Origin of the sequence: Micromonospora sp. D93, from assembly GCF_018070365.1 — a bacterium.
Lineage (GTDB): Bacteria > Actinomycetota > Actinomycetes > Mycobacteriales > Micromonosporaceae > Micromonospora > Micromonospora ureilytica.
Genome location: NZ_JAGPXW010000018.1, coordinates 1 through 15281 on the forward strand (window position 1 = coordinate 1; position 15281 = coordinate 15281).

Here is a 15281-nt window from a genome sequence, read left to right on the forward strand (position 1 = left end):
GCTCACCGCGATGCCACGGCCGGTTGTCGTGTCAGTTGGTCGCCTTGGCGGCGGCCTCGATCTGGTTGGTGACCGCACCCGCGTCCGTGACCATGGACAGGTGGGGGGCGTTGATCTCGACGGTGTGCGCCTTGGCCCTCTTGGACATGGCGATCTGCTGAGCGGCGGGGATGACGGCGTCCTGCTTGCCGATCACGGACCAGGAGGGGATGGTGCGCCAGGCCGGCTCGCCGGACTCCTCGACCAGGGCGCTGTAGGCCAGGGGGCGCTGCCGGGCCGCCAGCACCGCCACGTCCTTGGCGGGGATGCTCTTGTCGGCGAACGCCTTGCCGAAGACCGACGGCTTGACGTAGAGGTTGGGGTAGTGCGGGTCGCCACCGGGGATCGCGACCTGGTCGAAGACGGTGGACGCTTCGGCGGCGAAGACCGAGCCCGGCACGGCCGAGGTCAGCGAGTAGACGGTGTCGTGCTGGTCCGGGATGTACGCGTCGACGTACACCAGGGCCTTGACCTGCTTGTCACCCAGGGCGGCGTTCGTGATGACCATGCCGCCGTAGGAGTGACCGACGAGGACGACCGGTCCGGTGATGGTGTCCAGGTACGCGCGCAGACTCGCGGCGTCGTTGGCCACGCCCGACAGCAGGTTCGGCGGCGTGACCACCCGGTAGCCGTCGTGCTGGAGTTTGGCCGCCACCTTGTCCCAGCTGGACCCGTCAGCCCACGCGCCGTGCACGAGCACGACTGTCGGCTTGACCGATGCGGGGCGCGAATGCTGGGCCGTCGAGGCCTGCGCGGTGCCGATACCGGCACCAACCAGGGTCAGGGCGCCGATGGCCACGCCTACGGAAATGAGGCGCCGCCGGAAGGACAATTTCACGGTGTTTGTGTTTCCTTTCACTTCTGAAGAAAGTCGAGCAGGGCGGCGTTGACCTGATCGCTGTGGGTCCAGGCAATGGCGTGCGGACCGCCCTCGATAACGAGCAATCGCGTGTCCCCGATGAAGGCGGACAGTCGCTGGCCGGTCACCCCGATGGGTAGGACGCGGTCCTGGTCGCCCTGGATCACGAGTACCGGTACGTCAACCTTGGCCAGGTCGTCCCGGAAGTCGGTGAGCCAGGTCGGGATACAGGCCACCGCGGCGACGGGAGATCCGGCCACGGCCACGTTCAGACTGGCCTGGAACGCCTCGTCGCTGACCAGCGAGCCGCCGTAGACGTCGAGGTTGTAGAAGTTCTCCAGGAACTGCTTGAGCCATGCGTTCCGGTCCGCCCGCGCCGCCTGGATGAACCCATCGAACAACGACTGCGGTGCGCCTTCGGGGTTGTCGTCAGTGCGCAGGAGGAACGGCGGGATCGGCGACATCAGCACGGCCTTCGCGACCCGCTCGGTGCCGTAACGACCCAGGTACCGGGCAACGTCGCCAGTTCCCATCGAGTGACCCACGAGGATGGCGTCGCGTACGTCCAGGTCCGTGAGCAGCACGTTCACATCGCTGGCGAACGTGTCGTAGTCGTATCCACCGGCGGGCTGGCTGGAATTGCCCCAACCCCGCCGGTCATACGTGATGACCCGGTATCCGGCTGCGAGCAGTGCGGAGACCTGCTTTTCCCAGGCTTGCCCGCTCAGCGGATAGCCGTGACTGAGTACCACTGGCGTACCGGTGCCGTGATCCTCGTAATAGATCTCGATCGGGTTGGCTCCCTCTGAGCCAACTGTGACACGGGGCATGCGCACTCCTTGGGCTTGCGTTCCGCGCTGGGAACCTTGCCAAAGATATGGTTGTGGAGCCTTTCGCGAATCACCCGAATCACGTAGTCCCCGTGTGTGGCGACCGACTCGACGGACAACGAGAGATGGGGGATGCGGGGGACCTGGGGCAAACCGCAGGCTGGGCCGAAAAGCGAAGCCGCTGCCCTTCCATCTCTAGGATGTCAATCGTGACGACGCCCGACCGCAGGCTCCCGGACGCGCCGCAGTCCCACTGCGAGTTCAAGGTCTTCGGCGGTCTTGGCTCCCGGCGGGACGGCTCGGACGTCGATCTCGGCCCGGTACGCCAGCGGATCATCCTGGCCAAGCTCCTCGCCGCCGGGGGTGACGCGGTCAGCCTCGACAACATCATCGACAGCCTGTGGGACGAACAACCGCCGGCCAGCGCCGCCAACCAGATCCACAGGCACGTCGGCAACCTCCGGCGGATTCTCGAACCGGACCTGGACGTCCGCGAAACCGGTCGATACCTCCTACCGGCCGGTACGGGTTATCGGCTACTCCTCGCGACCGAGGCCTCCGATCTGGCCATGTATCGCGAGTTGGTCCGGCGGGCCCGTGAGGCGCTCACCGGCGGGGACGTCGTGGCCGGCGTGCGGGCGTACCTGACCGCTCTGGAACTCGGCCGCAGCCCTGCGTTCACCGACCTTCCGACAAGCGCGTTGAGTTCGCCGGAGTTCGTCGCCATCGAACGGGAACGCATCGCGGTGGCGCTCGCGGCCAGCGAGGCAGCGATCGATCACGGCATGGCCGGCGCCGTGTTGACCCCACTCCTGAGCGTTGCCGCCGCGGCGCCGCTGGACGAGGCGCTACAGGCGTGCCTGATGCGCGCGTACGTGGCCACCGGTCACCGGGCGGAAGGGGTACGGGTCTTCGAACGGAGCCGTCAACGTCTGGCCGAGGACCTGGGGGTGGACCCGGGGCCGGAACTGCGGGAGGCGTATCGGGAACTGCTCGCCAGCGGCTGGACCCTGCAGGAGGAACTGCACCCGCCGGAGGCTCCCCGGCCCGCACAGCTGCCGCCGCAGGTCGCGGGCTTCGTCCGCCGAAACGACGTGGCCAACGTGCTCGACGACCAACTGTCCGGCGCATTCAACGACGCGACCATCGTGATCACGGTGCTCGGCGGCATGGGTGGCATCGGCAAGACCGCGCTCGCCGTGCACTGGGCCCACCAGATCGCCACCGAGTTTCCCGATGGTCAGTTGTTCCTGAACCTGAGGGGTCTCGATCCGGACGGACGCGTCATGTCGTCGGAGGAGGCGCTCGCCACGTTGCTCGCGTCCCTGGGCGAGCCGGCGGTCTCGTCACCGCAGGAGAACGTCGACGCGCAGGCAGCTCGTTACCGCAGTCGTCTTTTCGGTCGTCGGCTCCTGATTCTCCTGGACAACGCGCGCGACTCCGATCAGGTCCGCCCGCTGCTGCCAGCCTCCCGGGGCTGTCTGGTCATCGTGACGAGCCGCAACCGGATGACGAGCCTGGTCACCCGGGAGGGCGCACGTTACCTGCAGGTCGATCGGCTGACCGGGGCCGAGTCCCGCCAGCTTCTGATCAATCGCCTCGGCGTTCGTCGCGTCACCACGAACCCGGACGCGTTGGACAAGGTCATCGCGCTCTGCGCCGGGCTGCCGCTCGCACTGGCGATCGTCGCGGCCCGCGTGGCCCTCAATCCGGCCCTGCCACTGAGCGCGGTCCTCAGCGACGTCTCGGCGCCGTCCGCCAGACTCGACGCGTTGTCCAGCGCGGACTCGTCCGACGACGTCCGGTCGGTGTTCTCGTGGTCGTATCGCGCCCTCGGCCCGTCAACGGCGCAGGTGTTTCGCGCCCTCGCCGTGCATTCGGGTCCAGGGATCTCGCTGGAGTCGGTGGCCAGTGTCGCTGGAGTCGGTCGCGCACAGGCGCGCGAACTGCTCATGGAATTGGTGACCGCGAATCTGCTCGACGAGTCGCAGCCGGGACGATACGTTCTGCACGACCTGTTGCGGGCCTACGCGGGTGAGCTTCTCGACGAGGATCAAGAGCGACCGGAGTACGAGCGGCGTCTCATCCTGCACTACCTGCACTCGGCCCGTGCCGCCTACGCGACGCACCACCGGCAGCCGGTCGGCACCGTCAGCGAACCGCCGTCGGATGTGACGCCTGAATCGTTCGACAGCGTGCCAGAGGCTGCCGCCTGGTATGCACGGGAACGGTCCGCCTTGTGGGCGACGATCGATCTGGCCCTCGCACACAGCCTCGGGCGCGACGCGGCGGCCATGGTCCTCGCCGCCTCGGCACCGGGCAGCAACTCCATACCCGCGGGTCGAACGCAGACGGTACTCGCGATCCTCGATCTGGTCAGCGTGCTCGGTGAGCCGCTGATGGAGGCCGAACTTCTTCGTACCGTCGGCGAGGTCTCCGCGCCGCTGCCACCGGCCGACGAATATCTACGTCGAGCCCTGTCCATCTTCGAGGGCGCCGGAGAACTCGCCGGACAAGCCGACGTCCTGCGAAACCTTGCCGTGCTGTCGTTGTCGCGTGGCGACCACGACGCCGCAAATGCCCACGGTGAACGCTCCGTTGGTCTTGCCCGGCAGACGGGGCGCCAGGAGCTGCTCGCCGTCTCGCTGCTGACGTTCACGAGAGCGCTCCTGGGATCCGATCGGTTCGAGGCTGGCACACGGGTCGCGGACGAAGGGCTGGCCATCGCAGTGGCGGAGCACCTGGATCACCTGAAGATCTATTACGCACAGCTCATTGCGGAGTCCTCCTGGAAACTCGGCCGGCTCGAACGAGCGGCGGAGGTGTCGGAGTGGGGATTGACGGAGGGCGTCTGTGAGTCGAACGGCCCCCGGTGTGCCGTCGCGGCGATCCTCGCGCGGGCCGCATTCGATCTGGGCGACCTGGCGCACGCGGAACGGGGGTGCCAGCAGTTCGAGAACCTGATCGCCGACAACGGCTTCCGGGAACTCATCGAGTTCTCCGGCATGGAGGAGGCCGAGACATACCGGACCATGGTCGCGTATGTGCGGGCCCGGCTCAGCTTGATGGGGGGCGCGTCCTGAGCGGATAGGGCGAGCACTCAGTCTGCACTCGTCGTGCACAGCGGTGCGTTCGGATGGTCGTCGAGACCCCGAACCCTCGCCCGAGGAGCACCATGCACTGCGCCGTAGCCGAGCCTGCCCGAATCCTTCCCCGTGCGGTGTTGACCCCACGACAGGAACAGATCGCCCTGCTGGTGGCGGCAGGCTCCACAAACGTAGAGGTCGCGACGCACCTGGTCATCAGCACCCATACCGTCAAACATCACCTACGCGGGGTGTTCCACCGGCTGGGCGTCGCATCCCGCCGCGAACTACGCAGCAGGCTGGCCTGCCACGACACGACCAACCACCTCGCCCAGAGCTGCTGCCTGACCAGCCAGGAGCGGGACATCGCACGGCTGGTCTCGAACGGCGCCTCCAACCGCGAGGTGGCGGCACAACTGTTCATCAGCCCCAGCACCGTGGACTACCACCTACGCAAGATTTTCCGCAAGCTCGACATCACCTCGCGCAGGGAACTGGCGCGACGAGACGCACGTGCCGCGCCTCGACCGGACAGCGCATCGTCGGCCGCGAGGTCTGGGCCTGGTCGGTCGGAACCGCACTCGGGTTCGCCAGTGACGAACACGCACCCGTAGGCGGCGAACCTGCTGAAGACGACCCCAGGTCATCGAAGCCGACGGCGATCCATATTACGACGAGGACTGTCCGGGCGCGGCGACGCGAGGGCTCGCGCCGACCCCTGGCCTCGATCTTGGGATTTGAGCACTCACCACCAACGGATACGAGCCCGCCAGGGGTGAAGTTCTCCGAGGACGACGACGCGCAGCCCGTCGCGTTCGGGCTGCGCGTCACTTCGTCGACGTCAACTGTTGATCAAGCCGGTGATGGCGGCGTTCGTACCGCCCCTCTCCGCCCGGTCCGCAGCCTTGCGAGCCTCTTCCTGTGTAGCTCCTCCTGCGGTTGCACCCAGGTACGCCTCCTGGCGCCGCTGCTGGATCTGCTTCTTTCGCCGGTCCTTGAGCCTGCTCCAAATGGTCATGACAAGATCCTTTCCGAATTGCGGCGGCGGCAAACCGCGAGGAGAAGCGCCCTTACGAGCTGGCCTACGCTTCGGCCGGGGACAAGCTCGCCGGGTGGGGTCAGGAGCCCGGGGCCAAAACAGTGAAGGGTGAGGCGCAGCGCGAGAACCTCACCACGCGGCGCTGGAGCGGAAACTGTCGGCGACCTCGGCCAGGAGGGTCTCGACCTCCGCACCGTTGCTGGCGCCGCCTGTTGCTTCGCAGTCGACGATCAGGCTGTGGGCCGGGGCCAGGTTGAACCCGCGCTCGCGCAGGATGTCCGCGGACTCCAGGGCCAGCCGCCCCGCGCCCGCCCGGTCGTCGGCTCGGGCGGCGATCGCCGCGAGGACGCCGAGCGCCATCCCCTCGAAGCCCCGGTAACCACCGCGATCTGGCGGGCGACGGTCGCGTCGCCTTGGAAGAGGCGTACGACCGCGAGGTATCCGGACGCGGCGGCCCGCCCCTCCACGTCGCCGAGCTGCTCGTAGAGGTCGACCGCGCGAATCGAATTGATTCGATATAACATCGCGGCAGGGCAGTCTTACTCCGCATGGGCGTACGGCGCGGAGTGCTCACCCACCACCGGGCGGACCGGGCAGCCGGCGGTGGCCACCGATTCGGGCGCGGCTGGGTTGACGCCGGCTCGGCGTCACCTGCGGCGTGCTGGTCCAGAGGCGAGCGCGGTGCTTCGTTCGTCGGCCGTGCAGCGACCTTCGCTTCCGTGTCTCTCATCGGCAATGGACCAGACGAACACCGAGGAGAAAGCACAGATGAACGACGTACCCGCTCGACCGAAACGCCGAACCAGGGGTGCCGCCAGGCTGCTTCTGGGTGGGGCCTGCGCCCTGGCGATCACCGTGTCCTCGATGGCTCTGGCGACATTCGCCCGCGCCGATCTCAGCGGACCGCCCGGGACCACCCTGAAAGCTGCCGCCGAGCGCAGCGGCCGGTACTTCGGCGCCGCCATGGGAGGGGACCGTCTCAGCGACTCGGGCTTCCTGACCATCGCGAACCGCGAGTTCGACATGATGACGGCCGTCAACGAGATGAAACCCGACGCGACCCAGCCCAACCCCGGCCAGTTCGACTTCCGTCGCGGTGATGCGATCTACAACTGGGCCACCCAGCGCGGCATGCGGTTCCGTGGTCACACCCTGGCCTGGCACGCGCAGCAGCCGAGGTTCTGGGGGAGTCTCAGCGGCAGCGCCCTGCGGACCGCGATGATCGACCACATCAACGGCGTGATGGCCCACTACAAGGGCAAGCTCTACGCCTGGGACGTGGTGAACGAGGCATTCGCCGAGAACGGCAGCCGGCGGTCGTCGAACCTGCAGTCCACCGGGAACGACTGGATCGAGGTGGCGTTCCGGACCGCGCGCGCCGCCGACCCGAGCGTGAAGCTGTGCTACAACGACTACAACATCGAGAACTGGACGTACGCCAAGACGCAGGGCGTCTACAACATGATCAGGGACTTCAAGGCCCGCGGGGTCCCGGTCGACTGTGTTGGCCTCCAGACCCACTTCACCGGTGGCAGCTCGCTGCCGGGCAACTTCCAGCAGACGCTGTCCAGCTTCGCCGCCCTCGGGGTCGACGTGGCGTTGACCGAGGCCGACGTCACAAACGCCTCGACCAGCCAGTACCAGGGTCTGACCCAGGCCTGCATGAACGTTCCCCGTTGCGTCGGCATCACGACGTGGGGCATTCGGGACAGCGACTCCTGGCGTGGCAACGAGAGCCCACTGCTCTTCGACCGCAACAGCAACCCCAAGGCGGCGTACACCGCTGTCCTCAACGCTCTCAACGCCGCCTCCACCACCGTGCCGGGAACGACCCCGCCGACCACCGATCCACCGACCACGCCGCCGACCACCGATCCACCGACCACGCCGCCGACCACCGATCCACCGACCACGCCGCCGACCACCGATCCACCGACCACGCCGCCGACCACCGATCCACCGACCACGCCGCCCGGGGCCTGCACCGCGACGTACCGCATGGTCAACAGCTGGAACGGTGGCTTCCAGGGCGAGGTCACCGTGGCCAACAACGGCTCCGCCACCCTCAGCGGCTGGACCGTACGGCTGACACTGGCCGGTGGGCAGGCCATCGCCAACGTCTGGAACGGCATCAACACCGGCACCAGCGGCACGGTCAGCGTGAGTAACGCCGAATACAACAAATCTCTCGGCGCGAACGCCTCCACCACCTTCGGCTTCCTGGCCAACGGCAGCAGCAACGCTGCGCCTGGCGGCCTCTCCTGCACCAGCCCCTGACCCGCGACACGTACCGGCCCTCCGCGTCAGGACGCTGACCGGGCCCGGAGCCACCGGCTCCGGGCCCGGGTGCCCGTCGTGGTCGGTCGAACCCTGTTCACGACTGTCGACCGGCTGCCGGCCGACCGAAGCCAACCCCCTCGCACGCCCCTGTGCCGGGGGACCAGCCCTCATGAAGGATGACCATGCGCAATGTTCTCGCGGCGTTCAGCGCCGCCCTGATCCTCGGCGCCGCAGTCGGCAGCGTCCCGGCCGGCGCGTCGGGGGCCTCCCCGTCCTCGTGCCCCCGTGGCCTGCTCTTCTGCGAGGACTTCGAGCGACTGCCCCCCGGTGGGCCCAGCACGTTGAAATGGGGCGTCGACACCCGCCACGGCACGCTCACCGTCGAACGTGCCCGCCGTGGCAACCAGGTGCTGCACATCCACACGGTTGACAACGGACGTGCCTTCCTGCGCGTCGACGATTTCGCCGCGCCGGGCAACCGCTTCTACGGACGGATGCGTCTGCGCGTCGACGCCTTCCCCACGGCCCCGGACTGGGCGCACTTCACGCTCGTGGAAGCGACAGGCACCGGCAGCACGGAGGTCGTCCGTCCGGTCGGTGGCCAGTACGCGCCCACGGTCCCCGGAACCTTCTGGGGGGTCGGCGCCGACGGCGGTCCGACCGGCGACTGGACCAACTGGCGGGAGTCCGCCCCGGTCGTCGAGGACACCTGGCAGTGCTTCGAGTGGAAGATCGACGCCGTGGACAACCGCGTCGCGGTGTGGATCGACGGCGTGGCGAACCCGGAGCTGACCGCCTCCACGAGCGACCACGGTGGCAACGATGTTCCGTTCGTCCTGCCGACGGTCGACACGGTGAAGATCGGCTGGCAGCTTTACCAGGGCGGCACGACACCTGGCGAGTTCGACCTCTGGATCGACGACATCGCCCTTTCGAGTAAGCGGCTCGGCTGCTGACCTGGAGCCCCGGGTGGCTCGGGCGCTCTCGGCACATGTCGTCGTGGTGTCGGCCCCGATCGGCCCCCTGCCGGGGTGCGGTTCTGCTCCCGCACCCCGGTGGTGGCGTCGCCGGGCTGGTCTGGCCGCGAGGCGAAGCACCAGCCTCCTGGCGGTGTGGCCAGTCTCCATGGCCGCCACCGCCGCAGCGCTCTGATCGAAGGTGGAAGGCTCAACTGACGATGAAGTTGGCCATCATGGCCATGTCTTCGTGTTCGAGGTTGTGGCAGTGGAAGACGTATTTACCCTGGTAGCCGTCGAAGTGGATGAGGATTTTGGCTTGCTCGCCGGGGCGCAGGTCGATGGTGTCCTTCCAGCCGGCGTCGAAGGGGCCAGGGCCTCCGCTGCCCCGAGCCAGAACTTGGAATGGGCTGAGATGAATGTGGACGGGATGGTGAAAGTCGGCGTTCAGTTGCCAGATTTCGGTGCTGCCGAGGCGGACGTGCGCGGCGATGGAGTCGGGGCTGAACGGGGCCTGGGAGATGAGCCAGCCGTCGTGGTCGTTGACGTCACCGGCCCGGAAGTCGAACTTGCGGGTGACGATCGCGTCGGCTGGCCGCAGGACCGGGATGGTGGACAGTCGATCCGGCACCTTGTATGCCGCAGGCCGGCCTTCGCCGACGACGAATCGCATGACCTGTCCCATTGCCGCAGTGCCGAAGTCGTTGACCAGGGTGACTTCGGCGCCCGGGGCGTAGTGGGAGAAGTCGACGAGAACGTCGAAGCGTTGGGCGGGGGCCAGTTCGAGGTGATCGTGTCGGACGGGTTCGGCGAGGAGCCCTCCGTCGGTGCCGATCTGGGTGATGGCGGACGGGGGCGGCGGGTCAAGTCGCAGCGAAAGTCGCCGGGCGTTGCAGGCGTTGAGTAGGCGTAGCCGGTAGGTGCCCCGTTCGACAGGTGCGACGGGCCAGGGTGTGCCGTTGACGAGCATCACGTCACCGAGGACGCCGGCGACGTAGTCGCCGTGGACTCCGTGTTGGTTCACCAGGGTGGGGTCGAGGCTGGGGTAGAGCAGTGATCCGTCGCTGTCGAAGCTGCGGTCGGTGATCATCAGCGGCAGCACGTATTCGTTGTCCGGCAGGCGAAGAGCTGCTTCTTCGTCGTCGTGATGCAGGTGGAAGCCGGCGAGTCCCCGCCAGACGCTGGGACCTGTGAAGTCCATGCGGTGGTCGTGGTACCACAGCGTCGCTGCCCGCTGCTGTAATGGGAAGGTGTAGGTCCGCTCGCCCTGTCGGGTGTCGCCGCCGGTGTCCATGTCGTGGCCGCTGCCGGTGTGTTCGTGACGGTGGTGCCGGGCGTAGCAGCTCATGTCGGTCGGGTAGACGTAGTCGGTCGGGTAGCCGTCGCTGTCCTGCGGTGTGCGTCCGCCGTGCAGGTGAACGACGGTGGGTATCGGCAGGTCGTTGGTGTGTCGGACCTTGACGGTGCGGCCCCGTCCGCTTCGGATGGTGGGCCCCGGGAAGGAGCCGTTGTAGGTCCACAACTCCGTCGTCAGCCCGGGGAGGATCGTGGCCCGGGTGGCGGTTTGCACGATGTCGTAGTAATCGGTGGTCGCGTCGGAGCGGGTCGGGCGTAGCACGGGCGGGAGGGTGAGCCGCCGTCGGAATGGCGGTGGGAGCGGTGCGCGGCTGGGCAGGACTCTCCCGGTGGAACTGGCTCCGGCGATGCCGCTGACGAAGGGGATGCCGATGCCGGCGGCAGCGATCCCAGCTCCGGCGATGCCGAGGAAGGTTCTGCGGCTGATGGTGCTCATCGGGTCTTTCTCCATGCTGCGGCGGTGAGGGCGATCAGCAGCACGACGATGGTGACGCCCAGGGGGATGTGTACGGCCAGGATCAGCTGGTAGCCGAGCCAGGTCTGCAGTGCGGTCAGGACGAACAGCACGATCGACGCGGGCAGTGGCCAGCGTGGGCCTGCCCCGGCGCGGCGCCACAGGGTCGCGGTGACGATGGTGGCCGCGAGCGCCGCGACGGTGTAGGTGGCTGTGTCCCGGTGGAGGTGCAGTGCCCCGTAACTGCCGGAGAGGAACTGGCCGGCGAAGACGGCCTGGTCGAAGGCCAGGACTGCCGCTGTGGTGCTGGTGAGCCGGAACAGCCAGATCGGCCAACGCCGCTTCGGCGAACTGGCTTGGGGCTGCCCGGATGGCGTGGTCTGGGTGGTTGTCATGATGCTTCGAATGCCTGGCTGTGGTGGGAGCGGAAGGTTTTGACGTCAGCGAGCAGACGAGAGGCCGCCATGCTGGAACGGCCGCCAGGGCTGGCCAGCATGGCCCCCAGGGCGTCGTCGTCACGCCAGCGCGCGTGGTGGATGACATGTCGCCCGTCGTCGGACCGGGTCAGTGTTGAGCCGAGGAAGCCGGGCGTGTGCTCCAGTACGTCCTGGCCGTTGGCGGCCAACAGCGCGTACAGCTGGGCCTGGTGTTGTTCGGTCACGGTGAAGACGCTGGTCACGGTCAGTTCACCGCTCGTCGCTGCCGGATGGTCTGGTCGGCTTGCTGGGCCCTCGGTAGGGGCGGTCATCGCTGAGCCGCCAGGGTCTTGCGGACGGCGACGATCGTGACCGCGACGAGGGTGGCGAAGACCGGTCCGGTGGCCGCGTGGGCGACGGCGAGCACGACGGTGTCGCCTCGCTCGTAGAAGATCACCTGCACGGCGGCGTTGATGACGTTGATACCGATCGCCGCACTGGTGGCGGCCAGGTGGACGCGGCGCAGCGCGGTGTTGCGGTACCAGTCACGAGGGCCGCCGGTGACCCGGTTGAGCAGCAGTCCGGTCAATGGCCGGCGCGCGATGATGGTGGCCAGGCACGCCATGATCACGGCGAACGGGATCAGGGTTGGGACCAGGAAGAAGCCTCGCGCGTCGCCGGTGACGGCGGCTACCACCGCGCACACCGTCACGACAAGGATGCCGATGAGCGCCGATCTCGGCGACTGTCGGCGCGCCAGCCGAAAGCCCAGCCCGGCGACAGCGGCTGCGGCGGCGGCGATGATCGCCGGGTACAGGGTGGCCACGACGTTCACTGCCACGAACACCAGACCCGGCGCTGCGGCCACGGCGATCTCGACCCACCGGTCCGGGTCACTCCATATCTGCCTGATCGCCGACCAACCCGACTCCGGTCCCTGGCGACGGCCCTGCGGCGGGCCGGATCGCGGTGGTGGTTCGGGGTGACGGCTGACGTCGTGCTCGGGCATCCGATCGCCGATCGTGAGGGTCGCTCGTTGGTCGCTCATGGAAAAATGGTTACACGTGAAACGGTTTCTTGCAAACCTGTGTCAGGTGAGATAGTGTTCGGCTGTGCCTATAGAATCAGCTTCCGCCAGCCAGCCAGCTACGTCCGGCACTCCGGAGAACCCGGGGGAGGGGTCACCCTTTGCGATCGGGCTGCTGCTGCGTCAGGCGCACGACCACGTGGCGGCGGCGATGGACGGCGCTCTGGTGCCGTTCGGCATTGAGCGGCGCCACCTGATGGTGCTGATGCGGCTGCACGCCTCGGGTCCGCTCAGCCAACGTGACCTCGTTGCGCAAACAAACCACGACAAAGCCTCGATCGTCCGGATTGTCGACGACCTTGAGCGACTCGACCTCGCGTCACGCCAGCTGGTGCCCGGCGATCGGCGACTGCGGGCCGTCACCCTGACCGAGCACGGCCGTGACGTCTTCGCCCAGGCGCACCAGGCTGCCGAACCCGCGGCCGCGGCCGCAACCGCTCCGCTCACCCCGGCGCAGACCCAGCAACTGCAGCGGCTCCTGCGCGCGATGGTCGCCCCGTGAACCCACCCGGCTGATACCCCGGCCGTTCATCGCTCGTCTCAGGCCGCCCGACGCCGTCCGGCAGGCCCTCACCGTCAGCTCGCTGGCACGAAAGGCAGCACCTCATGCGCGTTCTCATCATCGGCGCGGGCCTCGGTGGACTCACTCTCCTGCACGGCCTACGAAGCGCAGGAATCGACGCCCGAGTGTTCGAACGATCGGCGCACCGCGCCCAGCAACCGGCCAGCTACGGGATCCACCTCAACGCCGACGGCCTACGCGCCCTGCACGCCTGCCTCCCCGCTCAGAACTGGAAGATGATCGACGCGGCCGGAACTCCCGTACCGCTGATCATCCGGTTCCGCGACCCCCGCCGCGGCGTCCTGGCCACCATCGACAAAAGATTCCCCGAAGACACCACCGACCCGATCACCAAACGCCGCGCGATCAGCCGCGGCAAGCTCCACGAAGCCCTCCTGCACAACACCCGCACCGACGACGGCGCGGAACCTCTTGTGCACTGGGACAAGAAGTTCACCCACTACGAGCTGCACAACGACGGCGTCCGGGTGTACTTCGCCGATGGCTCCCACACCGACGGCGACATCCTGGTCGGCGCCGACGGCAGCAACTCCCGGGTACGCCACCAACGTCTTCCCGGCCTGCAACGTCAGGAACTCGGCATCATCAACATCGCCGGGCGTGTCCCCCTGGCAGGCGCCGTCGCCGCCGCCCTGACGGCTGACCTCACCGACGGCGGCATCAACAACGTCGTCCCCGCCCGCAACGGGTGGATGTTCCTCTCCACCTGGCCCAGTGGCGATCCCGACAACACTGACGTCAGCAACGGCGCCGCCGAGTACGTCGTCTGGGCCTGGGCCGGATCGGAAAACTCGTACCCACCGGGATTGAAGGACCTCGATGGAAGCCAGCTCAAGCGACTCGTCACCGAACGCGTCCGCGACTGGGCAGCACCGCTACGGACCCTGGTCGACGCCACGGACGCCGCGACCCTCACCACCGTGCCGCTACGGACCATGCCCCGGCTCCCCGAGTGGGCACCCTCGCGAGTCACACTCCTCGGCGACGCCATCCACAACATGACACCCATGGCAGGCATCGGCGCCAACACCGCCCTGCGCGACGCCGACCACCTCCGCCAAGCCCTCACGAACGACACCGACCCGGTGAACAGCATCGGCGTCTACGAAACGGCGATGCGACACTACGCCAACCAAGCCCTGGCCCTCTCCACCCGAAACGCCACAAACGCCGCCCTCGCCACGCCGGCGAACCGGACCGCCTTCCGTGCGCTTCTCCGTGCTAGCGCGGCCATCCCCGCACTACGGCGCAAGATCTTCGGGCCGTCCATCTAAAGAGCAGACATCTCTGAGGGCCCATCCTGGCCGCGCGAACGTCGGGTCGGCGACCGAACGGCGATGGCCGCCCCGGCGACGCCAGCGCCCGCGGTGTGGGGTTCTCTGGCTCATTTGTCGAACCGGATCTCGACACGTCGATTGCTGGCCCTGCCCTTCGGGTTGTCCTTGCCGTCCACGGTGTTCGGCGCGACGGGTCGGGTCTCTCCGAAGCCGTTGATCTCGTAGGTGATCCCGCTGTCGGCGAGTGCTGCGCTCAGCGCGTCGCGCACCGCCTGCTGGACTCGGCCTGCAGGCTGGCGCCGTCGGGGTCCCCGGTGAGCAGGAAGATATCCTGCACCGGCCCCTGGATGTCCACGATAGGCGCGCTCACCTGCTCGCCGGACGCGACCTGTGGTCCAGGCACGATGGTGGTCGACGGCGCTGGCGTCGGTATCGGCGCGGACCAGGCGACCGCCGGTTCGCTGACCAGTAGGCAGACGGTCAGCGCGGCGGCCAGCGCTGTCCGCCGGCTAGCACGGCTACGGCTCCTGACGGCTCGTTTCAAGGTTCGATGGTTCGGTTTTCAGGCGGTGCGGTGGGTTCGGGCGAAGGCTAGTCCGCCGAGGAGTGTGGCGAGCAGGCCGAGGACCAGGGCCGCGTAGCCGCCGACGATGCCGTTGCCGGTGCCGGGTCCTCCGTCGGCGGTGGCCACTACCAGCCCGCCGACGAGCACGCCGGTCACTCCCGCGATCAGGGCCACGGCCGATCTGCGCTTCCGGGTGAGGCTGGTGGGGCGGCCCAGCGCCAGTCCGCCGATGATCGCGCCGGCCAGCGCCACCACGACCGCCGCTGTGGCCACGATGCGGTCGCCGGTCAGGGTGGACGCGTCGACTGTGGACGCGGCGAGCAGGTCGTTGTTGGGCATGAGGTGCTCCTTCGTCTGGCCCGAACTAGCTGTCGCCTGATCCTGTCCGGTGGTTCGCCGCCTGGCGTCGTGCCGGCGTGGTCATGTCGTGCTGCTGCGGTCGTGGGCACCGGCT

The 15281-nt window shown here is 68.1% G+C and carries 16 protein-coding genes; 6 read left to right on the plus strand and 10 right to left on the minus strand.

The features are described from left to right. Nucleotides 1-31: 31 nt before the first annotated feature. Both KBX71_RS20215 and KBX71_RS20220 read right to left on the minus strand, forming a co-directional pair. A complete protein-coding gene (locus KBX71_RS20215; RefSeq protein ID WP_210819574.1) occupies nt 32-877 on the minus strand; it encodes an alpha/beta fold hydrolase in 846 nt (281 codons plus the stop codon). 17 nt (nt 878-894) lie between these two features. Next, on the minus strand, nt 895-1728 hold the full coding sequence (locus KBX71_RS20220; protein WP_210819575.1) for an alpha/beta fold hydrolase: 834 nt from the start codon (nt 1726-1728) through the stop codon (nt 895-897). Between the two features lie 125 nt (nt 1729-1853). Between KBX71_RS20220 and KBX71_RS20225 the strand changes: the two genes are divergently transcribed. Together KBX71_RS20225 and KBX71_RS20230 are read left to right on the plus strand one after the other, a co-directional pair. Next, entirely contained in the window at nt 1854-4811 is a 2958-nt protein-coding gene (locus KBX71_RS20225) for an AfsR/SARP family transcriptional regulator (RefSeq protein ID WP_210819576.1), read from the plus strand. Nucleotides 4812-4903: 92 nt separating this feature from the next. Then, entirely contained in the window at nt 4904-5428 is a 525-nt protein-coding gene (locus KBX71_RS20230) for a LuxR family transcriptional regulator (protein WP_247683809.1), read from the plus strand. 227 nt (nt 5429-5655) lie between these two features. Here KBX71_RS20230 and KBX71_RS20235 read toward each other — a convergent pair whose 3' ends face one another. Together KBX71_RS20235 and KBX71_RS20240 are read right to left on the minus strand one after the other, a co-directional pair. Further along, nucleotides 5656-5832 (minus strand): hypothetical protein, encoded by a 177-nt coding sequence (locus tag KBX71_RS20235; RefSeq protein ID WP_210819577.1) that lies wholly within the window; start codon nt 5830-5832, stop codon nt 5656-5658. Between the two features lie 150 nt (nt 5833-5982). After that, nucleotides 5983-6213, minus strand: a complete 231-nt coding sequence (locus tag KBX71_RS20240) for a hypothetical protein (protein ID WP_210819578.1) — start codon at nt 6211-6213, stop codon at nt 5983-5985. A gap of 408 nt (nt 6214-6621) precedes the next feature. On the opposite strand from KBX71_RS20240, the gene KBX71_RS20245 reads away from it, so the two are divergent. Beyond that, nucleotides 6622-8130, plus strand: coding sequence for an endo-1,4-beta-xylanase (locus KBX71_RS20245; protein ID WP_210819579.1), 1509 nt, complete (start codon nt 6622-6624; stop codon nt 8128-8130). 185 nt (nt 8131-8315) lie between these two features. Beyond that, nucleotides 8316-9089, plus strand: a complete 774-nt coding sequence (locus KBX71_RS20250; protein WP_210819580.1) for a hypothetical protein — start codon at nt 8316-8318, stop codon at nt 9087-9089. Between the two features lie 211 nt (nt 9090-9300). On the opposite strand, the gene KBX71_RS20255 is transcribed toward KBX71_RS20250, so the two are convergent. The 4 genes from KBX71_RS20255 to KBX71_RS20270 all read right to left on the minus strand — a co-directional run bounded on the left by KBX71_RS20255 (nt 9301) and on the right by KBX71_RS20270 (nt 12363). After that, entirely contained in the window at nt 9301-10881 is a 1581-nt protein-coding gene (locus tag KBX71_RS20255) for a multicopper oxidase family protein (protein WP_247683811.1), read from the minus strand. Continuing rightward, complete coding sequence (locus KBX71_RS20260; RefSeq protein ID WP_210819582.1) at nt 10878-11294, minus strand: hypothetical protein; 417 nt, start codon at nt 11292-11294, stop codon at nt 10878-10880. Before KBX71_RS20260 ends, KBX71_RS20255 begins: the two co-directional genes overlap by 4 nt. Beyond that, nucleotides 11291-11578, minus strand: coding sequence for an antibiotic biosynthesis monooxygenase (locus KBX71_RS20265; RefSeq protein ID WP_210819583.1), 288 nt, complete (start codon nt 11576-11578; stop codon nt 11291-11293). Before KBX71_RS20265 ends, KBX71_RS20260 begins: the two co-directional genes overlap by 4 nt. Before the next feature lie 65 nt (nt 11579-11643). Then, the gene (locus KBX71_RS20270; protein ID WP_210819584.1) at nt 11644-12363 is read right to left on the minus strand and encodes a DUF3159 domain-containing protein; all 720 of its coding nucleotides are present in this window, start codon (nt 12361-12363) and stop codon (nt 11644-11646) included. Nucleotides 12364-12553: 190 nt separating this feature from the next. Between KBX71_RS20270 and KBX71_RS20275 the strand changes: the two genes are divergently transcribed. Beyond that, on the plus strand, nt 12554-12904 hold the full coding sequence (locus tag KBX71_RS20275) for a MarR family winged helix-turn-helix transcriptional regulator (protein WP_210819585.1): 351 nt from the start codon (nt 12554-12556) through the stop codon (nt 12902-12904). Between the two features lie 104 nt (nt 12905-13008). Then, nucleotides 13009-14259 (plus strand): NAD(P)/FAD-dependent oxidoreductase, encoded by a 1251-nt coding sequence (locus KBX71_RS20280; protein ID WP_210819586.1) that lies wholly within the window; start codon nt 13009-13011, stop codon nt 14257-14259. Between the two features lie 110 nt (nt 14260-14369). Here the strand turns inward: KBX71_RS20280 and KBX71_RS20285 are convergent, their stop codons facing one another. Beyond that, a complete protein-coding gene (locus KBX71_RS20285; protein ID WP_210819587.1) occupies nt 14370-14531 on the minus strand; it encodes a hypothetical protein in 162 nt (53 codons plus the stop codon). 293 nt (nt 14532-14824) lie between these two features. After that, nucleotides 14825-15166, minus strand: coding sequence for a DUF6223 family protein (locus tag KBX71_RS20290; protein WP_210819588.1), 342 nt, complete (start codon nt 15164-15166; stop codon nt 14825-14827). Nucleotides 15167-15281: the final 115 nt, after the last annotated feature.